Origin of the sequence: Pseudarthrobacter oxydans (assembly GCF_034258515.1) — a bacterium.
In the GTDB taxonomy this organism is placed as follows: Bacteria; Actinomycetota; Actinomycetes; order Actinomycetales; family Micrococcaceae; genus Arthrobacter.
The window spans coordinates 4,027,362-4,049,354 of record NZ_CP139438.1 but is presented as its reverse complement, the minus strand read 5'-3'; the positions used below and the strand labels follow the sequence as shown (position 1 = coordinate 4,049,354).

24 protein-coding genes and 1 riboswitch are annotated in these 21,993 nt (G+C 67.7%); of the genes, 15 read left to right on the top strand and 9 right to left on the bottom strand.

What is annotated here, in order from left to right; all coding sequences use genetic code 11:
- Positions 1-13 precede the first annotated feature (13 nt).
- Positions 14-1,099 carry a LacI family DNA-binding transcriptional regulator gene (locus SMD14_RS18470; protein WP_321214615.1) on the top strand — a complete coding sequence of 362 codons (1,086 nt, stop codon included), beginning with the start codon at positions 14-16 and terminating at the stop codon, positions 1,097-1,099.
- Here the strand turns inward: SMD14_RS18470 and SMD14_RS18465 are convergent.
- From SMD14_RS18465 to SMD14_RS18450, 4 genes are all read right to left on the bottom strand, one after another.
- Positions 1,041-1,379: a multidrug efflux SMR transporter gene (locus SMD14_RS18465; protein WP_157242884.1), complete on the bottom strand. Its 339-nt coding sequence runs from the start codon at positions 1,377-1,379 to the stop codon at positions 1,041-1,043. The two genes, SMD14_RS18470 and SMD14_RS18465, sit on opposite strands and share 59 nt — an antisense overlap.
- Positions 1,379-1,702, bottom strand: coding sequence for an SMR family transporter (locus tag SMD14_RS18460; RefSeq protein ID WP_321214614.1), 324 nt, complete (start codon positions 1,700-1,702; stop codon positions 1,379-1,381). The genes SMD14_RS18465 and SMD14_RS18460 overlap by 1 nt, the downstream gene beginning before the upstream one ends.
- Positions 1,703-1,711: 9 nt before the next feature.
- A riboswitch (guanidine-III (ykkC-III) riboswitch) is annotated at positions 1,712-1,777 on the bottom strand.
- Positions 1,778-1,923: 146 nt separating this feature from the next.
- Complete coding sequence (locus tag SMD14_RS18455) at positions 1,924-2,454, bottom strand: ferritin (protein ID WP_157240616.1); 531 nt, start codon at positions 2,452-2,454, stop codon at positions 1,924-1,926.
- A 55-nt stretch (positions 2,455-2,509) separates the two neighbouring features.
- Entirely contained in the window at positions 2,510-3,691 is a 1,182-nt protein-coding gene (locus SMD14_RS18450; protein WP_321214613.1) for an ROK family protein, read from the bottom strand.
- A 125-nt stretch (positions 3,692-3,816) separates the two neighbouring features.
- Between SMD14_RS18450 and SMD14_RS18445 the strand changes: the two genes are divergently transcribed.
- The 6 genes from SMD14_RS18445 to SMD14_RS18420 are packed head-to-tail and all read left to right on the top strand — an operon-like array spanning position 3,817 to position 10,690.
- Positions 3,817-5,145, top strand: a complete 1,329-nt coding sequence (locus SMD14_RS18445; protein WP_321214612.1) for an ABC transporter substrate-binding protein — start codon at positions 3,817-3,819, stop codon at positions 5,143-5,145.
- Positions 5,145-6,050 carry a carbohydrate ABC transporter permease gene (locus tag SMD14_RS18440; RefSeq protein WP_197432452.1) on the top strand — a complete coding sequence of 302 codons (906 nt, stop codon included), beginning with the start codon at positions 5,145-5,147 and terminating at the stop codon, positions 6,048-6,050. The genes SMD14_RS18445 and SMD14_RS18440 overlap by 1 nt, the downstream gene beginning before the upstream one ends.
- Positions 6,047-6,931 (top strand): carbohydrate ABC transporter permease, encoded by an 885-nt coding sequence (locus SMD14_RS18435; RefSeq protein WP_321214611.1) that lies wholly within the window; start codon positions 6,047-6,049, stop codon positions 6,929-6,931. Before SMD14_RS18440 ends, SMD14_RS18435 begins: the two co-directional genes overlap by 4 nt.
- A gap of 22 nt (positions 6,932-6,953) precedes the next feature.
- The gene (locus SMD14_RS18430; RefSeq protein WP_157240620.1) at positions 6,954-8,042 is read left to right on the top strand and encodes an ABC transporter ATP-binding protein; all 1,089 of its coding nucleotides are present in this window, start codon (positions 6,954-6,956) and stop codon (positions 8,040-8,042) included.
- Positions 8,039-9,382: an MGH1-like glycoside hydrolase domain-containing protein gene (locus tag SMD14_RS18425; protein WP_321214610.1), complete on the top strand. Its 1,344-nt coding sequence runs from the start codon at positions 8,039-8,041 to the stop codon at positions 9,380-9,382. Before SMD14_RS18430 ends, SMD14_RS18425 begins: the two co-directional genes overlap by 4 nt.
- Before the next feature lie 3 nt (positions 9,383-9,385).
- The gene (locus tag SMD14_RS18420; RefSeq protein WP_321214609.1) at positions 9,386-10,690 is read left to right on the top strand and encodes a Gfo/Idh/MocA family oxidoreductase; all 1,305 of its coding nucleotides are present in this window, start codon (positions 9,386-9,388) and stop codon (positions 10,688-10,690) included.
- On the opposite strand, the gene SMD14_RS18415 is transcribed toward SMD14_RS18420, so the two are convergent.
- A complete protein-coding gene (locus SMD14_RS18415; protein ID WP_157240622.1) occupies positions 10,674-11,255 on the bottom strand; it encodes a HutD family protein in 582 nt (193 codons plus the stop codon). The genes SMD14_RS18420 and SMD14_RS18415 overlap by 17 nt on opposite strands.
- Positions 11,256-11,357: 102 nt before the next feature.
- Between SMD14_RS18415 and SMD14_RS18410 the strand changes: the two genes are divergently transcribed.
- Both SMD14_RS18410 and SMD14_RS18405 read left to right on the top strand, forming a co-directional pair.
- A complete protein-coding gene (locus tag SMD14_RS18410) occupies positions 11,358-11,972 on the top strand; it encodes a phosphoribosylanthranilate isomerase (RefSeq protein WP_157240623.1) in 615 nt (204 codons plus the stop codon).
- Between the two features lie 70 nt (positions 11,973-12,042).
- Positions 12,043-12,444, top strand: coding sequence for a YccF domain-containing protein (locus SMD14_RS18405; protein ID WP_157240631.1), 402 nt, complete (start codon positions 12,043-12,045; stop codon positions 12,442-12,444).
- Between the two features lie 36 nt (positions 12,445-12,480).
- Here SMD14_RS18405 and SMD14_RS18400 read toward each other — a convergent pair whose 3' ends face one another.
- Together SMD14_RS18400 and SMD14_RS18395 are read right to left on the bottom strand one after the other, a co-directional pair.
- Positions 12,481-13,290, bottom strand: a complete 810-nt coding sequence (locus SMD14_RS18400) for a 2-phosphosulfolactate phosphatase (RefSeq protein WP_321214608.1) — start codon at positions 13,288-13,290, stop codon at positions 12,481-12,483.
- On the bottom strand, positions 13,287-14,156 hold the full coding sequence (locus tag SMD14_RS18395) for a DUF4031 domain-containing protein (protein WP_321214607.1): 870 nt from the start codon (positions 14,154-14,156) through the stop codon (positions 13,287-13,289). Before SMD14_RS18395 ends, SMD14_RS18400 begins: the two co-directional genes overlap by 4 nt.
- 117 nt (positions 14,157-14,273) lie before the next feature.
- On the opposite strand from SMD14_RS18395, the gene SMD14_RS18390 reads away from it, so the two are divergent.
- The 4 genes from SMD14_RS18390 (at position 14,274) to SMD14_RS18375 (ending at position 17,450) form a co-directional block, all read left to right on the top strand.
- The gene (locus SMD14_RS18390; protein WP_157240636.1) at positions 14,274-14,684 is read left to right on the top strand and encodes a molybdopterin-binding protein; all 411 of its coding nucleotides are present in this window, start codon (positions 14,274-14,276) and stop codon (positions 14,682-14,684) included.
- Complete coding sequence (gene modA / locus SMD14_RS18385) at positions 14,681-15,487, top strand: molybdate ABC transporter substrate-binding protein (protein WP_321214606.1); 807 nt, start codon at positions 14,681-14,683, stop codon at positions 15,485-15,487. The genes SMD14_RS18390 and modA overlap by 4 nt, the downstream gene beginning before the upstream one ends.
- 86 nt (positions 15,488-15,573) lie before the next feature.
- Positions 15,574-16,404: an ABC transporter permease gene (locus SMD14_RS18380; RefSeq protein WP_321216305.1), complete on the top strand. Its 831-nt coding sequence runs from the start codon at positions 15,574-15,576 to the stop codon at positions 16,402-16,404.
- Complete coding sequence (locus SMD14_RS18375) at positions 16,401-17,450, top strand: ABC transporter ATP-binding protein (protein WP_321214605.1); 1,050 nt, start codon at positions 16,401-16,403, stop codon at positions 17,448-17,450. Before SMD14_RS18380 ends, SMD14_RS18375 begins: the two co-directional genes overlap by 4 nt.
- Positions 17,451-17,469: 19 nt before the next feature.
- On the opposite strand, the gene SMD14_RS18370 is transcribed toward SMD14_RS18375, so the two are convergent.
- Positions 17,470-17,805, bottom strand: coding sequence for a hypothetical protein (locus SMD14_RS18370; RefSeq protein WP_157240638.1), 336 nt, complete (start codon positions 17,803-17,805; stop codon positions 17,470-17,472).
- Positions 17,806-18,041: 236 nt separating this feature from the next.
- Between SMD14_RS18370 and clpB the strand changes: the two genes are divergently transcribed.
- Complete coding sequence (gene clpB, locus SMD14_RS18365) at positions 18,042-20,687, top strand: ATP-dependent chaperone ClpB (protein ID WP_321214604.1); 2,646 nt, start codon at positions 18,042-18,044, stop codon at positions 20,685-20,687.
- Between the two features lie 47 nt (positions 20,688-20,734).
- Here clpB and SMD14_RS18360 read toward each other — a convergent pair whose 3' ends face one another.
- Complete coding sequence (locus SMD14_RS18360; RefSeq protein WP_321214603.1) at positions 20,735-21,400, bottom strand: septum formation family protein; 666 nt, start codon at positions 21,398-21,400, stop codon at positions 20,735-20,737.
- A gap of 274 nt (positions 21,401-21,674) precedes the next feature.
- Here SMD14_RS18360 and SMD14_RS18355 point away from each other — a divergent pair, with 274 nt between their 5' ends.
- Positions 21,675-21,908 (top strand): DUF3073 domain-containing protein, encoded by a 234-nt coding sequence (locus SMD14_RS18355; protein ID WP_009359485.1) that lies wholly within the window; start codon positions 21,675-21,677, stop codon positions 21,906-21,908.
- Positions 21,909-21,993 lie beyond the last annotated feature (85 nt).

The following is a 21,993-nucleotide window of genomic DNA, read 5'->3' as shown; positions in this document are numbered from 1 at the left end:
GTGAAGGAGCCACATGAGCATGACCGGGGGCGGGGCGGCACCCGCCGCAACCGAACGTCCAAAATTGGAAGACCTGGCGCGGAAGGTCGGCGTCAGCATCGCCACGGTGTCCCGGGTGGTCAACGGGCGCAAGGGCGTTTCACGGGAAGTCCGGCAGGCGGTCCTGGCCGCCATGGACGACCTCGGCTATGAACGTCCCGACCGGGCCCGCAGTGACGTAAAGGGCCAGGTGGGCATCATCGTCCCGGACCTGGCCAACCCGATCTTTCCCGCCATAGCCCAGGCCGTGGTCTCCCTGCTCTCCCAGGAGGACTTCCTTCCCGTCATTTGCGCCCTGCCCGGCGGAGGGCGTTCCGAGGACGAATACATCGAGATGCTCGTGGCGCAGGGTGCCGCCGGCATCATCTTCATCTGCAGTGCCCACGCCGACGGGCAGGCGAGCCTCGAGCGCTACCACCGCCTTCGCGGCCGGGGAATCCCCTTCGTGCTGGTCAACGGCCCCCGTCCGGAACTCGGAGCGGCTTCGGTGTCCAATGACGATGCAGCCGCGATCAGCACCGCTGTCCAGCACCTTGCCAGCCTTGGACACCGCAAAGTGGGATTGGCCATTGGTCCCCACCGCTTCATCCCCAGCCGGCAGAAACTCGCCGGCTTCCGCTCGGCGCTCGCCGAATTCCTGGGCGTGGACAACCCCGAGGCCCACACGGCCACGAGCATGTTCACCGTGGAAGGCGGCCAGAGCGCGGCCAACGAACTCCTCGACTCTGGCCATACGGCGATTGTGTGTGCTTCCGATGTCATGGCCCTTGGAGCCATCCGTGCCGCCCGGGCAAGGGGCCTGCGCGTGCCCGAAGACGTATCCATCGTCGGTTTCGACGACTCGACGTTGATGGCCCTCACCGATCCGCCGCTGACAACGCTCCGGCAGCCTGCCGCCGCGATTGCCCACGCTGCGGTCCATGCCCTCGCTGCCGAGCTTGCCGGTGAACAGTCCACGCACTCGCCGGTGGTCCTGGCATCCGACCTGGTGCTGCGCGGTTCTACCGGTCCTGCGGCAGAGCCTTCAGGCCGGCAACGCAGCCAACGATCCCCGCAATAAAGACCACTTTGAGCACGCTGAAGGCTTCCGCGCCGGTGGCCATTGCCCAGCCGACGGTCAGGGCGGCGCCAACCCCCACCCACACGGCGTAGGCGGTGCCCAGGGGGATGTGCCGGATGGCCCAGCCCAGTCCCAGCATGCTGAACGTTGCCGTAACGGCGAAAACTATGGTGGGGAGCGGCTTGCTGAAGCCGTAGGACAGGCCAAGGGCCGTGGCCCACACGGCTTCCAGGGCCGCCGAGGCCAGCAGGACCACCCAGGGAACCCTGCGCTGCAGCATCACGCCACCACCTTCAAGCCCGCCACGCACACGGCGATGCCGGACAGCAGGAGGAGGCGTGCCGCCGTCGGGCGCTCCACCCTGGTGGCAATCGCGTAGGCGGAGGTCAGCACCACGCCCACGCCGACCCACACGGCGTAGGCCGTGCCGGTGGGAATGGACTGCATGGCCAGGGCCAGGCCGCCGGTGCTTGCCGCGGCGGACACCAGGAAGAGTGCGGCCGGAGCGATGCGGCGGCGTCCGGAAGCCTGGAAGGCGCGGTGCAAGGCTGCCGCCCAGACGGCTTCAAGGGCGCCGGAAAGAATGAGTATCAGCCACGACATGGGGGATCCTTTGGCCAGTCTTGTCGTGTGCCGGGTACTGAACCGTCGTCCGGAGGCTCGGGTGCAGAGCCTTGGTTTCCAGCGTAGCAACGCACGACGGCGGCGGGCCACCGGTGGTGCCGAACCTCACCACCGCCTCCCCAGCCCAACTAGGTAGCGCTAAGTGTCGTTATGACCCTCCAAAACGACACTTAGCGCTACCTAGTTGGGCCGGGCGGGGGTTAGAGCGCGCCGCCCGCCGCTTCGGGAGCGGAAGCATCGCGGCCGCCGTCGCCGATGGTCTCCCGGGCGATGAAGTTCTCGATGTCGAACAGGTTGTCCGCGCGCTCGGCGATGTTCAGGAGCGTGGTCATCGAGGAGACTTCCTCCACCTGTTCCTTGAGGAACCAGAGCATGAACTGCTCGCCCAAAGCGTCATTTTCGCCACGGGCCGCCCGGAACAGGTCCTCGATGTTCTTGGTCACTTCCTTCTCCTGCTGCAGGGCCAGGGCCAGCGGCTCGGTGACGGAGGCGAAGTCGTTGCGGACGGCCGGAACGCCGGGGATGGTGAAGGTGATGTCCCGGTCCAGCATGTACTGGACCATCATCATGGCGTGGTTCCGCTCCTCCACGGACTGGCGGTAGAAGTACCTGGCCAGTTGGGGGAGGTCCTGGTTGGCGAACCAGGTGGCCACGGCAATGTACTGCTGCGAGGCAGTGAACTCATTGCCGATCTGGGTGGACAGGAGGGCATTGAAGTTTGAAGTGGTCATAGCCCGAGTCTAGGGACGGCCGAGGGGCGTGGCCAGTGTGGGAAGGCTTCACTTCTCAGCCGGCCCGCTGCACCAGCAACTGTTCAACACGCTCCGGCGCGTAGAGGCTCTCCTCCACCAATCTGCACAGTCCAATGGCCGTGGCGGTCCTGCTGTCCGCCGGCACAATCTCCAGGTCCACCAAGGAGGGTTCGAAGGCGTCGTCCAGGATCTGCCGGCGGCAGGCGCCCAGGAAGTCCGGGAGCACTCCGACGAGCCCGCCAATGGCGATGCGCCCCGGGTTCAGCGTGCCCACGGTCGCGGCGAGCGCACGTCCCAGCACCCTTCCGGCTTCCGCGACGGCGGAGCGAACGGCGGGATTGCTGTCACAGGCGTCCACAAGCTGCCGCAGCGTCCCATAGCTGGAGAGCTTCGGATCGGCGAGCAGCGCCCGCCCCGAGGCCACCGCGGCGAGGCAGCCGTCCCTGCCGCAGCGGCAGCGCCGGCCCGCGGCCTCGGGAACGCGGACGTGCCCGATGTCCCCGGCGGCGCCGTGGGCGCCACGCACCAGGGCGCCGCCGACGATGATGCCGGAGCCGACGCCGGTGCTGACTTTGACAGCCACGAGGGATTCCAACGGCTCCCGGACCTCCCCGACGGCCATCGAGCGGGCGTCATTTTCCAGCAGGACCGGGCAGTCCAGCCTTGACTCCATCACCTCCTGCAGGCGCAGGAGGTCCCAGTGGGCAAGGACAGTCCGCTCCAGCCCCAGCCGGTGGAGCGGGTCCACGGGAGCGGGCAGTCCCACTCCCGCCCCCACGGGCTGCCGCCCGTCGAGCAGCCGGAGGGATTCCTTGATGACCTGGCCGGCCACGTCCTCCTGGGACCGCGTGATGTCGATGGGCAGCCGGGCGGAGCCCACGATTTCGCGGCTCAGGGACAGGAGGTGGATCCCCGCATGGGTGTGGCCGATCTCGATGCCGAGGACCAGCTTGTTGCGGTCATCGAAGCGAAGGGCGCGCGGCGGCCTGCCGCGCTGCGCATGGATTGGGGTGGATTCGTAAACCAGGCCCGCGGCGAAAAGCGCGTCGAGCCGTTCATAGAGGGTGGACCGCGCCATGCCCGTGATGTCCAGGAGTTCCGCGCGGCTGTAACCTGCCGCGTTCGAGCGCAGCAGCTGGAGAACATGGCCGGCGCTGGTGGCCAGCCCCACCGGAGGCTGGCCAGAGCCCCCGACGAGCGTCCTCTGCTGGGTCATGCTGCTCGCTCCCTCTGAAGTGGACCAGGCTGTCCTGCAGCCGGGGCGTTGACGTGGTCTGGATCACACAATTATGATCGATCATCAGACAAAAATACTATCTGCCCTTTAAGCAGGAGGCTCCCATGTCCGATCTCGCTCACTTCGACGTCAGCCGGCGGACCTTGTTGAAAGGAGGCCTGCTGGCCCTGGCCACAGGCCCCCTCCTCGCGGCCTGCGGCGTGAATACCAGCGGAAGCGGAGGGGCTGGCTCGGTCAACTTCCTCTCCACCCAGTTCTCCCCGGTGGAGGAGCGGCAGAAGTACGAAGCCACGCTCAAGAAGTTCGCCGGGGATATCAAGGTGGCCTACAACCCCGTTGACACCGGCATCTTCAACACCACCCTGAAATCCCAGCTTGCCGCAGGGAAGGTGGAGGTGGGAATCGCAGGAGGCCTGCACGGCGACCTCGTTCCCTTCGCCTCACAGCTGGAGGACCTGAGCTCCCTGATGAAGGACCTGTCCTCGGCAGGATACTCAGACGACCTGAAGGAGCTGTCCAAGCTGGGCACGGACGTTCCCCGGTACATTCCGTGGATCCAGGCGACATATGTGCTGGCGATCAACAAGAAGGCGCTTGAGTGGCTGCCGTCGGGAGCCGACGTCAACAAGCTCACCTACGATCAGTACCTGGCATGGGCGCAGGCCGCCAAGGCAGCGAACGGCCGGCCGGTCTTCGGCCTTCCGGCCGGGCCCAAGGGCCTCCACCACCGCTTCTACCAGGGTTTCCTCCTCCCCAGCTTCACTGGCGGACAAATCACCACCTTCCGCAACCCGGATGCCGTCACGGCCTGGACCTATATGCGGGAGCTTTGGGCCAACATGAACCCGGCCTCCGCGAATTACGACTTCATGCAGGAACCGCTCGGCAACGGCGAGGTCCTGGTGGCCTGGGACCATGTGGCCCGCCTTATCACCGCGGTCAAGGACAAGCCCGACGAGTGGCTGATGGTGCCGGCGCCGTCCGGTCCGAAGGGCAAGGGCTACCTGCTGATCGTCGGCGGCATGGCAGTGCCCCAAGGTTCACCCGAGAAGGACAAGGCCTTCGAACTCATCAAGGCCCTGTCCAAGCCCGAGGCGCAGATTGAAACACTGAAATCCAATTCCTTCTTCCCCGTTGTCAAGACGGACGTCGGTGGCGACCTTCCCGGCGGCGTGGCCCTTGAGGCAAAGGCAGTCAAGGCCCAGCAGGAGGCCTCCGATGCGCTGCTCGCACTGCCGCCGGTCGGCCTGGGAGAAAAAGACCCGCAGGTTTCCCAGCTCTTCAAGAACTGCTTCCAGGAAATCTGCCTGAACAACGCCGACGTGAAGGCGACGCTGGACCGGCAGGGTGCGGAACTCGCGAAGATCATGGACAGCCTCAACGTCCCCTGCTGGGCGCCCGATCCCAAACAGACCCCATGTAAGGTCGCCTGATGGCAGCCCCCGACGCTCCGGCGGCCGCCAAGCCCCGGCCTGCAGCGCCGCGGGGCCGGCCGCGCAGGAGCGGAACGTCGGCAGCAATGCTGCTGATTGCCCCGTCCATCATCTTCATGACGCTGCTCTTCGGCTGGCCGATGGTCAGCGGCATCCTTCAGGCGTTCGGCGGCCCCGAAGGCCTTACGACCGCGAACTTCAGCCGGATGGCGCAGGACCCCTACTTCTGGTCCTCCGTGGGCAACACGCTGCTCCTTATCGTGGTGATGATTCCGATCCAGTTCGTCCTGGCGCTCTCCATGGCCCTGCTGATCCGGGCAAACCCGCGGGGCTCGTCGGTGTACTTCTACATCTGGGCCATACCCCTGGCCGTCAGCGACCTTGCCGCCGGCCTGGTGTGGTTGACCGTCTTCACGGACCGGGGATACCTCAATTCCGTGCTGGCTTCCGTAGGCCTTGAACCGGTCTCCTGGCTCGCCTACGACAACTACGCCTCGATGTTCATGGCCGTGCTGATCGCCGAGGTCTGGCGGGCCACGTCCCTCGTGTTCGTGATCGTGGTGGCAGGGCTGCAGTCCATCCCCAAGGACTACGAGGAGGCAGCCGGCGTCTTCGGCGCGGGGTTCTGGGACCGGCTCTGGCACGTGACCCTTCCGCTGCTGCGTCCCAGCCTCCAGACGGCCCTGATCCTGAGGACCATCCTCGCGTTCCAGACCTTCGCCGTGGCGCTTGCCCTCACCGGCCAGAACTTTCCGCTGGTGGTCGGTGAAACCTACCGGTGGTACACCGGCCTGCAGGACGCCAACGTGGCCTCGGCCCTGGCCCTGGTGGTCATGGCGGTATCCATGGTGACCGCCGTCGGTTACCTCAAGCTCCTGAGAGACCAATCGGAGGCCGCCCGATGAGCCACGCCACCACCAACAAGACAACGGCTCCGGGCTCGCGGCCGCAGCCGGAAGTGGACCGCAGGCCGCTGGCACGGCGGCGCAGGAACCGGGTACTGCTCCAGGTGGGCTGCATCGTCATCACGCTCTTCATGGCGCTCCCCATCTACCTCATCGCGCTGTCCGCCACCTCCAGCAGGGCGGCTCTGCAGACGTTCCCCCTGAGCTTTATTCCGAACAACTTCTCCCTCGAGACCATGCAGACGTTCCTGCAGTCCACGGGCATCCTGCCCGGGCTCATCAACTCCGTCCAGGTGGGCATCTTCACCCTCCTGCTCTCCCTGATCATCGGAGTCCCCGCCGGGTACGCGGTGGCACGTTTCGCCTTCCCCGGCCGGGACCCCTACCAGCTCTTCCTGCTCTTCACCCGTGCGTTGCCCATCGTGGTGCTGTCCGTGCCGCTGGCCCAGTTGTTCCTCCAGACGGGCCTGTACGACAGCGCCCTCGCCGTCGTCCTGCTCCACACCGCACTGGCGCTGCCCACCACCATCCTGATCACGTCCTCGGTATTCCTGGGCGTGCCGCGCGACGTCGAGGAAGCTGCCCGCATCTTCGGCTGCAGCCCCGTGCAGGCCTTCCTCAAGGTGGTCATGCCCATGGCCATCCCCGGCATCGCGGCGGCGTCCATCTTCACCTTCGTCATGTCCTGGAACGAAGTCCTCGGCGCGTCGATCCTCACCCTGAACCAGCGCACCTTGCCGGCCCAGGTCCTCAGTTCCCTCGCCGAGTCGCCGCTGGCCTACCGGTTCGCCGGCGGCTTCCTGCTGGTGATTCCGGCACTGATCTTCATCTTCTTCATGCGCCGCTACCTCACAAACATGTGGGGCTCCACGATCCGCTAGTGCTCTCCAGAGAGGCTGTCCCATGGCTGACATCTCCATCAAGGGTCTCCACAAGACCTACCCCGGCAGCACCGAGCTGGCCACGAACAACGTGTCCCTCGAGGTTGCGGAGGGTGAGTTCATGGTGCTTCTCGGGCCCTCCGGCTGCGGGAAGACCACCCTGCTGCGCATGGTGGCGGGGCTGGACTTCCCGGATGAGGGGAGCATCTCCATCGGCGGCCGGGATGTAACGTACCTGCCCCCGCAGGACAGGAACCTCTCCATGGTGTTCCAGTCCTACGCCGTGTTCCCGCACCGCAAGGTCCGCACCAACATCGGGTTCGGCCTGGTGATGAAGAAGGTGCCCAGGGATGAACTCGAGAAGAAGGTCGCCTGGGCGGCCGACCTGCTCCAGCTCACCCCCTACCTGGACCGCTACCCTGCCCAGCTCTCGGGCGGGCAGCGCCAGCGCGTCGCCGTCGCCAGGGCCATCGTCATGGACGCGGACGTGCTGCTCATGGACGAGCCCCTGTCCAACCTGGACGCCCTCCTGCGGCTCGACTTCCGGGCGGAACTGAAAAAGATCGTCCAGCAGTTGGGTTCCACCACGCTCTACGTGACCCACGACCAGGTGGAAGCGATGAGCCTTTCAGACCGGGTGGCCGTGATGAAGAAAGGGCAGATAGCCCAGCTAGGGCATCCCATCACCGTCTATGAGGAGCCGGCTGACCGCTTCGTCGGGGGATTCATCGGCTCGCCGCCAATGAACTTCCTCGAGGGCCGCGTGACGCAGCAGGGCGCCCTGGAAGTCGCCGGCCAAAGCACCGAGGCGCCTGAATTCCTGGCCCGCTCTGCGGCCCGGTCCGGCGGCCTTCCCGTGATGGTCGGGATCCGCGCGGAAAACATCTACATTGAGCAGCGGGGAGCCCCGGGGACCCTTGGCGCCACCGTGGAAGTGGTGGAACCGCTTGGCCACGCAACGCTGCTGACCGTGGACCTGGGCGGACAGACCATCAAGGTCCAGGTTGCCTCCACCGTACGGGTTTCCCCGGGGGAGAAGGTTGGCCTGAGGTTCGACCAGGCAACTATCCGGTTCTTCGACACGGAAACCCAGCTCGGGCTCACGGCATGAGCCCGGACACGTATCCGATCAGGGACCTCGAGGAGCTCGGGCGCCGTGCCAGGGACGTCCTGGCAGCCAACGACCTCGGCACCATGGTGACGGCTGCACCGAACCTGTATCCGCACATGTGGAGCTGGGACGCCGCGTTCGTCGCCGCCGGACTTTCGACCGTGAGCGTCGAACGGGCCCTCCGGGAGCTCGACTACCTGCTGGCCGCCCAGTGGAAGAGCGGGATGATCCCGCACATCGTCTTCTCGGACGTCCCCGGCTACTTCCCCGACGTCGAGCGGTGGGGGACCCGCGGGGCCTCGCCGGAGGGTGTGCAGTCCAGCGGCATCTGCCAGCCGCCGGTGCATGCCACCATGCTGCGCCGCATCGTGGAAAGGGCGACGGCGGCGGGCGGCGAGGATGCCAGGCTCGCCGATGAATTCACCCGCCGGACGCTGCCGGGATGGATCGACTGGCACGCCTGGCTGCGGAGCGCCCGCGGCGGGGACGGCTCGGGCCTGCTGACCATTTACCACGGCTGGGAGTCCGGGATGGACAACTCCCCCCGCTTCGACGGCCCGTATTCCAGGGTCAACCCGGGGGAGATGGAGCCGTTCGTCCGCACGGACACGCAGAAGGTCAAGGACCACAGCCAGCGCCCCAGCGACGAGGAGTACCGCCGCTACCTTTGGCTGGTGCAACAGATGGCAGACGTGCGGTTCGACGACGCGCAGTTGCCCCGGGTAATGGCCTTCCAGGTCAAGGACGTTTTTATGTCCGCGATCTACGCCGCGGCCAACGAGGACCTGGCCGTGCTGGCGGAACAGTTCGGACTGCCGGAGGAGGCGCCCCGGTTGCGGGAATGGGCCCGGGAATTCCGCGACGGCGTCGACGCGACGGTGGATGGCAGGACAGGACTCGCCCGCGACCGGGACGTGCTGACCGGGGAGTGGATCGGACCTCCCACCATGGCCGGATTCGCGCCCCTCATTTCCACCAATGACCAGGCCCTCCTCGACCGGCAACTGGAAGTCTTCGAAGGGCCGGACTGGACGGGCGACCCCCGCCTGGCCTTCCCGCTGCCGGCTTCCACGTCCACCACCTACGAAGGGCTGAAGCCCCGCCAGTACTGGCGCGGACCCGTATGGCCCGTGATGAACTGGTACCTGGCCCACTGCCTGCGGAGGCGCGGCGACGAGAAGCGCTACCGCCAGCTGCGGGAGGCCTCCCTCGCCCAGCTGATGGAGGGCCACTTCGGTGAGTACTACGAACCCTTCACCGGCGAACCGCTGGGCAGCATGGACCAGTCGTGGACAGCCGCCGTGGCGCTGGAATGGCTTGCCGATCCCGGGAACGGTTGATCAGTGGGCGCCGTGCCGGCGCAAGGGCACCCGGTGCGGCTCCTCATCGCAGGTGCAGGCGCGAGGGGCGCAGCCTATGCCCGGCTCGCCGTTGCCACGGGACAGGCCGTCATTGCGGGCCTGGCCGAGCCGCGCCCGCTGCTGCGCAACCGCCTGGCGGCCGAATTGAAAGTGCCGGCGGAAGGCGTATTCGAGGACTGGCAGGCAATGCTCAAGAACCGCCTGCCGGCCGACGGCATCATCATCGCCACGCCTGACCGGGAGCACGGGGGTCCGTTCGCGGCGGCCGCAGCCCACGGCTACCCCATCCTCCTGGAGAAGCCCGTCGCCGTCGACCCCGCCGGCTGCGCAGAACTGGAACGCCTGGGCCGTGAAAGCGGCGCCACCGCGACTGTCTGCCACGTGTTGCGCTACACCCCGCTGACAGCGCTCCTCAGGGAGTTGCTGTTGGGCGGGGCGGTGGGCCGGATCATCTCCGTCCAACACCTGGAGCCCGTGGGCTTCTGGCATTTCGCGCATTCGTACGTCCGCGGAAACTGGCGCCGGGAGGAAGACTCGAGCCCGTTCCTCCTTGCCAAGTGCACGCACGACGTCGACTGGCTGTCCTTCATCATCGGGAGCAGGCCACTGAAGGTGTCGTCCTTCGGAACGCTGGCCCATTTCCGCCCCGAAGGGGCGCCGGAGGGTGCGGCCCGCCGCTGCATCGACTGCCCCGCCGAGCCCCGCTGCCCCTATTCCGCGCTGAAGATCTATGGTGCGGGCCGCCCCTTGAACGGGGCTAAGGCTGACCCCGCGAGGGCATACTTCGCGGACGTGGTGGATCCGGGCGGCACGCCAGAGTCGCTGCTGCACGCCCTGGCAACCGGCCCCTATGGCCGCTGCGTCTATTTTTCGGACAACGACGTTGTGGACCACCAGGTGGTGAACATTGAATACGAAAACGGCACAACTGCCGCCTTCACGGCCACGGCCTTCACCGCCGTCGGCCCGCGGCGCACCCGGATCTTCGGCAGCCATGGGGAGATCGACGTGGAAGCCGAAGCCATCTCGGTCTTCGATTTCCTGACCGGGACAACCGCTGTCCACCCGGTCCCCGCTGCCACGCCGCGGGTCCAGGGGGAAAAGCACGAGGGCGGCGACCGCGGCCTGGTGCAGGCCTGGGTGGCTGCGCTGGCCACCGGTGACTGGTCGGCGGTGGTGTCTGGACTGGAGGAGTCCCTGGTCAGCCATGCAGCCGTTTTCGCCGCAGAGGAGGCCCGCCGGAGCAGCACTGTTGTGCAGGTCGGCTCGTTCAGTCTGAGCCAGTGACCTGGTCGATGGACACGACGGCAAGGAAGCCGCGGCCCAGGATCTCCGGGGACGCGCTGTCCGAGCCCACCACGGCGTCGTAGCGGCCCAGGGCCTCGGGTTCATGGCTTGCGTCCGAGGCTGTGGCCTGGCCCTGCAGCAGGATCCCCAACTGGCCGGCAAACAGCGGGTGGGCGCGTTTCTTCGAAATCTCAATGATGGACGTGAAACCCTTGACGCTGCCGGCCCGGGTAATGACGTTGAGGTTCCTGACATCTCCCGTGGGAAGGGCGCAGGAGGTGGCGGCCCCGCCGGGAAAACGGAACGGACGGTACCTCTCCAGGGGATGCTCAGCGCCGTCCACGGTCAGGAGCAGGAGTTCGCCCTCGACCACCGTCAGTACCCGCTCCATGCCAGGGAACGGCGAGAAGTCCCCGGCTTTGGTGACCTCGGCGATGCTGACCCGCCAGTCCCACCCGGCATCCTGGAGGGAGGCGGCGTCGGGATGGCCGGCGATCTGGCGCGTGACCCCGCCGCCGTTGCGCCAGGGCTGGGGCTTGCGGTCTGCGAAGCGGATGATCTCCATCAGCCCAGCCTAGTTGGCCTGCCTGCCGGTATCGGCAGCTCCCATCCATCCCTGCTACTCTCCTGCGGGGGGACAACACGAAAACAGCCTAAGGAGCCGGGAATGTTCGTCAAAGTGTGTGGCCTCAGCACGCCGGAATCCATCCGCGCTGCCGCGGAGGCAGGGGCCGACGCGGTGGGTTTCGTCCTCACGGCCAGTCCCCGCGTGGTCTCGCCCTCCCAGGCCTCCGCGCTGCTGGCCGAAGTGCCGGCCGGGGTTACGCCCATCGGCGTGTTCCGTGACGAGCCGGTTGCCGACGCCCTCGCCATCGCCCGTGCCGCCGGGCTGGAGTGGATCCAGCTGCACGGCCGGCGCTCGCGCGGGGACGTGGCCACGGTGCACGACGCCGGCATGAAGCTGGTCAGGGCCGTCACCATGGGTGCCGCAGCCGAGGAGCTGGAGGACTGGGGGGAAGACCTGCTCCTGATCGACGCCGCCGTCCCCGGCTCCGGCGAGGCCTGGGACTATGCGTCCGTGGCCGAAATCCCCGTGCTGCAGGAACGTAAATGGCTGCTGGCAGGCGGGCTGGACGCCGCCAATGTTGCGCAGGCCGCCACGGCGGCGCACGCTTGGGGCGTCGATGTTTCCTCCGGTGTCGAGGCGTCCCGCGGCGTCAAGGACCTGGCCAAGGTCAGCGCCTTCGTGCAGGCGGCCAAGGGAGCTGCTGCTTCGGTCTAGCCGCGGATTCAGGGGCCGGTCAGGGCAGGCCCCCATCCCGCTGCCCCGGCCCCCGGGGCACAATGGAGGGATGAAGGCACTGCTCAACATCATCTGGCTGGTTTTCGGCGGTTTCTGGCTCGCGCTGGGTTATTTCTTCGCGGGGGTCATCTGCTGCCTGCTGGTCATCACCATTCCCTGGGGCATCGCGTCGTTCCGGATCGCTGCGTACACGCTCTGGCCCTTCGGCCGGACGGTGGTGGACAAACCCGGCGGTGCGGGCGTGTTCTCGCTGCTGGGCAACGTCATCTGGCTGCTGGTGGCAGGCATCTGGATCGCCATTGGACACGTGGTCACGGCCTTTGCGATGGCAGTGACCATCATTGGCATCCCGCTGGCCATCGCAAACCTGAAGCTCATCCCGGTGTCCCTGATGCCGCTGGGCAAGCAGATTGTGCCCACCACCCAGCCCTTCGTGTCCTCCTACCGCTAGGACGCCGGGGCGGAACGGCGCGGAACACAGGCAACGTCAGCGGGGGCTGAACGCCCCGCCCGCCATGATGGCCACGGCGTCGCTGTCGTCCAGTTCCGCGGCGATATCGACGTCGGCACCGTAGCCCGCCCCGGTCAGCTCACGGCCGCTCGAGCAGCCACGCAGCATCTCCCGGAGCCGGGGCTCGGCGGCTTCAAAGACGGCCATCGCAGCCACAGCCTCCGGCGAGTATCCGTGCCTGCCGTCTTCGGCCTCGTAGCCGCCTTTGCCCGCAGCCACCAGGCCCGCGATGAATGCCCCCGCCCCGATCTGGTCCTCCACGGCCGGCCGGAGGGTGCCGTCCGGCCAGCGTTCGCCGGCCGCAACCACTGCGATCACTGCATCTTCCGGGAGGTTGGCCGCCACCCAGTCCGCGGTGGCTGCGGCATTCCGGAGGCACACGGTGGCCAGCAACGGAACTGTGCGCGCCAGTTCGTGGCAGAGCGCGGAACCGTTGGGGGACGGCAGGACCACCCGCTCCAGGGAACCGGCAGCCCTAAGGCTTGCGGGGGAGAGGCTGAGCCCGCCCCCGTCCCTGGGCCCGGCCAGCAGGGCTCGGTGGCGGGCAGCGAAATCCTCCGCGCCGGTGTCCTTCCAGGGAAAAGGAAGGACCGCGGCGCCCCGGTCCAGGGCGACGCTTACGCAGGTGCTGAAGGAGAGGACGTCAACCACCACGGCAAGGTCCGCGCCGGACGTTACGGTGCTCCCGCCGTCGAGCCCCCACTCCACCCGGACCGCGTAGGGCAGTTGCCGGTGCGCGGCACTTGCAGTGAACGTGTGGCGGGAATTCGAGGTGGGTGCGTTCACGCCAGTTCGCCCTTCAAATTGCGGTGCGCGGCAGCCAGCCACAGCTCCCTTGCCCTGCCGCTGTGGAACAGCGGCTCCAGTTCCAGCAGATGGCGCACGACGGCGGCGCGCCCGGCCGCGAAGTCGGCGTCGCCGATGTGCGCGTAATCCTTGCGGACGGCAGCAACGTACCTGGCGTATTCCTCCGGGTCCCCGCCCAGGACGGACAGGTCGGCATCGCACAGGAGGGCGCCGTCGCGGTCCCCCTCTTCCGGGCAGTGGTCGGATGTCAGCCTGACAAGCCGTGCCACCTCGGCCGCCTCCGCTTCCGGAAGGCCGGCGCCGTGCAGGCGCTCCTCGGCGAGGCGCGCGGACTCCTCCTCATCCTGGCCGGCTATGCCGCGGTAGACGGCGTCGTGGAACCAGGCCGCCAGCAGGACTGTCCGCGGCGGGTCGTCGGGATCGGTGAGAAGGTCGAGGGCTTCGAGTACCGCCAGCAGGTGCGTGCAGCCGTGATAGTGGCGGTGGTCCTCGCTCCACCGGTCCAGGAGGTCCAGGAAGAGGGCGTCATGGCCGGGCATGATCGAGTTCCAGCGGTTCAGCAGCGGCACCTTGAGCGACTTGTTCCGTTGCCGGGCAGGAATGCGCAGGCCGCTGGCAATGAGCCTGCGGACCAGGATCCGTCCTTCCACGGGAACGGCGCCGGCCGCCACGAGGTCATCGAAGCGGCGCTCCGGAACGTCGTAGTGGTCCCCGTCAAAGGCCCGTTCGGGGACACCCGCCGCAGCCGCAAACGCGTGCAGTTCCGCCAAAGATTCGTCGGAAATGAGGTGCGAAAAGTGCGTTCCGTGCGCAGGCCAGAGGGGCGGATCGATGTAGAGGACCATGGGGGAAGTCTAGTGCTGCGCAGCTGCGCGAGCCGGTTGCTCCTTCCAGGAGGACGAAATCCTGAAATGCGGCCCCCACGGGCTCTCGAATCCGCAAATGCGTATTAGAGTGGCGCTATGCCTACTATCCGCGTTTCGGAGGCCGCCCGTTTCCTGGGCGTCAGTGACGATACCGTCCGGCGATGGACCGAGAACGGGAGCCTGACGCCGCGGAAGGACGACGCGGGCCGGCTCGCCGTGGACGGCCTGGAACTGGCGCGGCACGCACAGAAGCTGGCGCAGCTTCCGGCCGATCCGCACCGCACGGGCAGTTCGGCCCGCAACCGCTTCGTGGGCCTCGTCACCGGCATCAAGGCGGACAGTGTGATGGCCCAGGTGGAGCTGCAGTGCGGGCCCTTCCGCGTGGTGTCCCTGATGAGCAGCGAGGCCGTCAAGGAACTGGGACTGGAACTCGGCTCCGTGGCCACCGCCGTGGTCAAGGCCACCACGGTCATCATCGAAACCCCGCAGGGAAAGGGAGCCGCGTGACGCCGGTTCGGCGGGCCGGAGCCCTGCTGGCGGCAATCCTGCTGGCGGCCCTGCTCGCCGGTTGTGCCGGCACCGGTGCTGCCGGCGACGGCGGCAACGCCGCCCAGGGAACCAGCCGGGAAACACTGACCGTTTTCGCCGCTGCTTCCCTTAAAGCCAGTTTTACCGAGCTCACGGCACGGTTCGAAAAGGAGAACCCCGGAACCGGCGTCACCCTCAGCTTTGCCGGTTCGTCGGACCTGTCCACCCAGATCAGCCAGGGCGCTCCCGCGGACGTGTTCGCCTCGGCGGACACCAGCAACATGGCCAGGCTGCAGGACGCCGGCCTGGTGGACGGCCAACCGCGGGACTTTGCCACCAATACCCTGGCCATCGCCGTCCCGGCAGGGAACCCGGCAGGAATCGGATCCTTCGCCGACCTGGCCAGGAGCGGAACGAAGCTTGTGATGTGCGCCCGCCAGGTGCCCTGCGGGGCCGCCGCGGCCGCCGTCGAACAGCAGACGGGGACGGACCTCAGCCCGGTCAGCGAGGAAAACTCCGTGGCCGATGTCCTGGGCAAAGTCAGCTCGGGAGAGGCTGACGCCGGACTCGTCTACGTCACCGACGTCCGGGCGGCCGGCGGCAAAGTGGACAGCGTTCCCTTTCCCGAGTCGGCCGCAGCGGTGAACACCTACCCCATCGCAACGCTTGCCGGCAGCCGCAACAAGACCGCTGCCGCAAAGTTCCTGGGGCTGGTGGCAGGCCCCGAAGGCAGGGAAGTCCTCGCAGCCGCCGGGTTTGGGCCGGCAGCGGGCAGCACGTGACCGGCAGGCAGTCCAGCCGGCAGCCGTCCGGCCAGCAGCAGGCCAACCGGCGGCAAAGGGGAGGCGGGCGCCAGGCGTATACGGGCATCCCCCGCTGGCTGTACGCGCTGGCAGTCCTGGCAGCCACGGTGGTGGTCCTGCCGCTGGCGGCCATCGTGGCGCGCGTCAACTGGGCCAACTTCGTTCCGCTGGTCACCTCCGAGTCCTCCCTTGCGGCGCTGGGCCTGAGCCTGCGGACCTCGGCGGCCAGCACTGCCCTGTGCGTCGTGCTCGGCGTGCCGCTGGCGGTGGTCCTTGCCCGCGGCGCGCTCCCGCTGCTGGGGCTCCTGCGCGCGCTGGTGCTGCTCCCGCTGGTCCTGCCGCCCGTGGTGGGCGGCATTGCCCTCCTGTACACCTTCGGCCGGCAGGGCCTCCTGGGCGGCGCGATTGAGGTGCTGGGGCTGCAGATCGCGTTTTCCACCACGGCCGTGGTCCTGGCCCAGACCTTCGTGGCACTGCCGTTCCTGGTGGTCAGCCTGGAAGGCGCGCTGCGCACCGGCGGACACAGGTACGAGGCGGTGGCAGCGACGCTCGGTGCATCGCCCGGGACCGTTTTCCGCCGCGTCACGCTGCCGCTCGTCCTGCCCGGCCTGGCCTCCGGCGCGGTCCTTGCCTTCGCCAGGAGCCTGGGCGAATTCGGTGCCACCCTCACGTTCGCCGGCAGCCTCCAGGGGGTTACCCGGACGCTGCCGCTGGAGATCTACCTGCAGCGGGAGACGGACCCCGACGCCGCCGTCGCGCTTTCCCTGGTGCTGGTGGCCGTGGCAGTCGCAGTGGTGGCACTTGCGTACCGGCGCCCGGCGGGCAGGACGCCCGCCCTCCGGTTGTCCGGAGAGCGGACGACGCCGGCTCCCGCGGCGGGCGGGGATGTTCCGTGACGTTCTCGTTCCAGGCAGCCGTGGCGGAGCGCGGTTTCGACGTCGCCTTCTCCGTGGGGCCCGCTGAAACCGTGGCGGTGATGGGACCTAACGGTGCCGGCAAGTCGACGCTGTTCTCCGTCATTGCGGGGCTGCTGCGGCCGGACAGCGGACGGGCCGAGCTGAACGGCCGGACCCTGTTCCATGTGGGGGACGGACGGAACCAGTGGACCCCGCCCCACCGCCGGGGGACGGCGCTGCTGGCGCAGGAACCGCTGCTTTTCCCGCATCTCAACGCCGCGGACAACGTGGCCTTCGGTCCACGCAGCGCGGGTGCGCCCAGGCCCGTGGCCAGGGCCAGGGCGTTGCAGTGGCTGGCACAGGTGGAAGCTGAAGGCCTTGCGGCACGCCGTCCCGGGGAGCTTTCGGGCGGGCAGGCCCAGCGCGTTGCCGTGGCCCGGGCGCTCGCCGCGGATCCCGGCCTCCTCCTCCTCGATGAACCGATGGCCGCGCTGGACATCCACTCGGCCCCGCTGCTGCGGCGGCTGCTCAAACATGTCCTCGCGGACCGGCCGGCCCTCATCATCACCCACGATGTCCTGGACGCGCTGATGCTGGCGGACCGGGTGGTGATCCTTGAAAACGGGGGCATCGCAGAGGAGGGCCCCACACGGCAGGTGCTGCAACGGCCCCGGAGCGCCTTCGCGGCCGGGCTGGCAGGGCTCAACTTTGTTCCCGGGACGCTCGCCGGTGACGGCATCCTGACCAGCCGGGGCCGGCACATAGCCGGACACAGCGAGGACCCCATCCCCCCGGGACAGGCAGCTGTGGCCGTGTTCCCGCCGTCGTCCGTTTCGGTGTTCCTCACCGATGCCCACGGAAGCCCGCGGAATTCCTTCGAGGTGGCCGTCACCGATCTTGAACCGCATGGCGACTTCATCCGGGTCAGGGCGGGAAGCCTCGCGGCGGACCTCACTCCCGCGGCCTCGGCGGACCTCGGCCTGGTTCCCGGCTTGCCGGTGCACTTCGTGGTGAAGGCGACAGCGGTTTCGGTCTACCCGTTGTAGGAGGAAACTGTGCGCCGCCCTACATGCCGGGAAGGTCCAGGGTTTCGTAGACCTGGATGCTGGCCCCGGGCATCATGAGGTGCGGATGGCCGTCCAGCAGCGCCTGGGCACCGGCAAGATCGTCGGCCTGGATGATCCCGTAACCTGCCACCCCCGCAGGGGCTTCAGCGGCCCCTGTTGCGGTGATTTCCGTTCCGGCGCCCAGCGGACTCCCCATGTCCACGATGCCGTCACCGGCGCGTCCGGCCCATTCCATCCAGGCTTTCATGCCCTCCTGCGCGGCTTCCGGCGAGCTTTCCGCCATCTGGGCCTGGGCTGACTGCTGTGCGACGTAAAGAACCACGAACTTTTTCACGGATTGTCCCCTCTTGACTGCGCCGGCGGCACGCTGCCCCCGGCCACAGGCCGATAGTAGAGTGCGCGGCGGCGGATGTGAACAGCAGCGATGGAGGCAGATAGGGTCGATTGCCCCTTCCGCCGCAGCCCTTGAGCTGTTTCGCTGTAGGCAAACAGTCCCGGAAAAGGATCCCCAAAGGAAAGTTGAGCGTAGTACACTCAACTTAGGAAAACTGCCCCCGGAAGGAGCTCTCTTTGGACGTCAAATTCACCACCAAGAGCCAGGAGGCTCTGTCGGCTGCGGCCATGAACGCCTCCACGGCCGGAAACCCCCAGGTGGAGCCCGCGCACCTGCTCAAGGCCCTGATGGACCAGCGCGAAGGAGTCGCCGTCGCTCTGCTGCGCGCCACCGGCGCCGATCCGGACTCGGTCAGCGTCCAGGCAAGCAGCGCCATCAAGGCCCTGCCGGCCACCTCCGGCGGCTCCAGCCAGCAGGCCCAGCTCTCCCGGCCCGCCCTGCAGGCCATCCAGAACGCCAAGAACGAAGCCGACCGGCTGGGCGATACGTTCGTCTCCACCGAGGTGCTCCTGCTCGGGCTCTCCGCTGGCAATGATGCCGCGGCCCGCCTGCTGCGCGACGCCGGCGCCTCCCATGAGGCGCTGCTCGCCGCCCTGCCGGGTGTCCGCGGCGACCGCAAGGTGGACAGTCCGGACCCGGAAAACACCTTCCAGGCGCTTGAGAAGTACGGCACGGACCTTACCGGAATGGCCCGGGCCGGCAAGCTGGACCCTGTGATTGGCCGGGATTCCGAAATTCGGCGGGTCATCCAGGTCCTGTCCCGGCGGACCAAGAACAATCCGGTGCTCATCGGCGAACCGGGAGTGGGCAAGACCGCCGTGGTGGAAGGGCTGGCGCAGCGGATGGTGGCGGGCGACGTGCCCGAAAGCCTGCGCGGCAAGACCCTCATCTCCCTGGACCTGGGCTCCATGGTGGCGGGCGCCAAGTACCGCGGGGAGTTCGAGGAGCGGCTGAAGGCGGTCCTTGAAGAGATCAAGGGCTCCGAGGGCCAGGTCGTGACCTTCATCGATGAAATCCACACGGTCGTGGGGGCGGGGGCCACGGGTGATTCCTCGATGGATGCCGGCAACATGCTCAAGCCCATGCTGGCCCGCGGCGAGCTGCGGCTGATCGGCGCGACCACCCTGGACGAGTACCGCGAAAACATCGAGAAGGACGCCGCCCTTGAGCGCCGCTTCCAGCAGGTGTACGTCGGCGAACCCAGCGTGGAGGACACCATCGGCATCCTCCGCGGCCTCAAGGAGCGCTACGAGGCCCACCACAAGGTGTCCATCGCCGACTCCGCCCTCGTGGCGGCAGCCACGTTGTCGAACCGGTACATTTCGGGGCGCCAGCTGCCGGACAAGGCCATCGACCTGGTGGACGAGTCCGCGTCCCGCCTCCGGATGGAGATCGATTCCGCCCCGGAGGAGATAGACAAGCTGCGGCGCCAGGTGGACCGGCTCACCATGGAGGAGCTGGCCCTGACCGGGGAATCGGACCCGGCCTCGGTGGAGCGGCTGGCGGCGCTCCGCGCCGACAAGGCTGACAAGGAAGAGGAACTCTCCGCGCTCAACGCCCGGTGGGAGGCTGAAAAGGCGGGACTCAACCGGGTGGGCGACCTGAAAGCCAAACTCGACGAGCTGCGCTCGGCCGCGGACAAGGCCCAGCGCGAGGGCGACCTGGAGACTGCTTCACGGATTCTCTACGGGGAAATCCCGGCGCTCGAACGCGAGCTGACCGCTGCTGCGGAAGCGGAAGCCGCCGTGGTGGACAAGCCAGCCCAGATGGTGGCCGAGGAAGTGACAGCTGAGGACATCGCGGAGGTCATCTCCGCCTGGACCGGCATTCCCGCCGGCCGCATGCTGCAGGGCGAGAGCCAGAAGCTGCTGCACATGGAGGCCGAGCTCGGGAAGCGGCTCATCGGCCAGTCGAAGGCCGTCGCGGCAGTCTCCGACGCCGTCCGGCGCGCGCGTGCCGGGATCAGCGATCCCAACCGCCCCACGGGTTCGTTCCTTTTCCTGGGACCCACCGGCGTGGGCAAGACCGAGCTGGCCAAGGCGCTGGCTGATTTCCTGTTCGACGACGAACGCGCCATGGTGCGGATCGACATGTCCGAGTACGGCGAGAAGCATTCCGTGGCCCGCCTTGTGGGGGCGCCTCCGGGATACGTGGGCTACGAGGAAGGCGGGCAGCTGACCGAGGCCGTCCGCCGTCGTCCCTACTCAGTGGTGCTGCTGGACGAAGTGGAGAAGGCGCACCCGGAGGTGTTCGACATCCTCCTGCAGGTGCTCGACGACGGCCGCCTCACCGACGGGCAGGGCCGCACGGTGGACTTCCGCAATGTGATCCTGGTGCTGACCTCCAACCTGGGCAGCCAGTTCCTGGTGGACCAGTCCCTGGACGCCGAAGCCAAGCGGAACGCCGTCATGGCCACCGTCAACGCATCCTTCAAGCCCGAGTTCCTGAACCGGCTGGACGAGGTTGTGCTGTTCGATGCCCTGACCGTGGAGGAGCTGGCGCGCATCGTGGAGCTGCATGTGGACGAACTCGGACGCCGGCTCCATGAGCGCCGCCTGACCCTTGAAGTCACTGATGGAGCCCGGGCCTGGCTCGCCATCTCCGGGTTCGACCCCGCCTACGGCGCCCGGCCGCTCCGCCGCCTGGTGCAGCGGGAAATCGGCGACAGGCTGGCGAAAGCCATCCTCGCCGGTGAGATCAGCGACGGCGATACGGTGCTGGTGGACACGGCGGCGGACCTTGAGGAACTCACGGCGGCCGGAACGGGCCTCCCGTCCGCGCCGTTGGGCGGCAGCGGCCTGTCCGTCCGGCGCAAGGACTGAGGCCCGCGGGGGCAAAACGCAGGCGTGCTGCCCGGGCGGTTTGGCCGCTAAGGCAGCACGCTTGCGTTGATCACATTGCCGCCCGGGGCAGTCACATAGCAGTCGACCCTGCGGTCGCCGGATTCCCAGCTGGTGGTGCTGGGGAAGCTGCGCTCGAAGTTCAGGTCGTAGTCGTTGGCGGCCGGGCCCAGCCTTGCTGCCTGGCACGCTTCCAGGGCCTTGGCCTTCAGTGCCTCGGCGCCGGGATAGGAGCCGCGCTCCGGGTAGCGGAACAATGCCACGAGCTGGGCTGAGTGCCCGGCATCGCAGGGCACCACGGTGGAGGACAGCGACTCGGGGTCGAAGTCCTTGAAGCAGTCGCCCAGCGCATAGTCGGCCGGCTGGACCCCCTCGCGGGGCAGAGGCGGCGGCGTTGCGGGTGGCGTGACCGTGGTTTCCAGCACCCCGGGAACCTGGCCCCGGGAAGTGCTGCTGTCCGGGTTGGAGTTCAGCCACAGGGCAAGCCACACCAGTGAGCCGATGACGGCCAGCAGGACGGCCACAAAGAACGCTATCCATAGGGTCCGCGGCCTCACCCGCCTGGACCTCGGCGCCGCACCGTCCTCCGGTTGCATGTGCGGGTGCAGGACCGGCCGTGCAGCAGGGGCAGGTACGCGGGGCAGCCCGGCCGTGGGCGGCGAGGAGGGCTTCGGCGGGACGTCCTGGTGGTTCACGGGGATGGATCCTCCTGCGTTCTCTCCGCGGCGGGCAGCCGGTCTGCGGCCTGTATCAGCAGTTGTCCAAGTGACTCTACCGAAGAAAAAAGCCGGAAACCTGCGGCTCGGGGCCGTGAATGGTAACGCAAACCACCTGCGGGGGCCGTTCGTGGCAAGCGGGGGCAGTCGAAAGCATGTAATCTAGGTGTACGACAAATTGACCAAACATTCCGGGGCCTCACCGATAGCCAAGGTGACCACCTCCGGTCCAAGTACAAAAGGGGGTCACGCCATGGGGCGCGGCCGTCAAAAGGCAAAAGCTACCAAGCAGGCTCGGGATATCAAGTACTACTCCCCGAACACTGACTACTCGGCACTTCAGCGTGAGCTGACGGGCCCAAGCAGTCGTGCCACGAGCCATTACGCGAATGAGCCGGTTGAACCGGACTATTCGGCTTATGTGGATAAGTACGCGGATGATTTGGAAGAAGACGACGACGAGGTAGACACCCGTCGGATCGGCTAGTTGTCGCAAGGTGCTGTTGCCGTTACCGGGCAGCCCTGTGACGCCGCAGCACTAACGGATCAGCTATGGATCCTGGTCCCAGGAC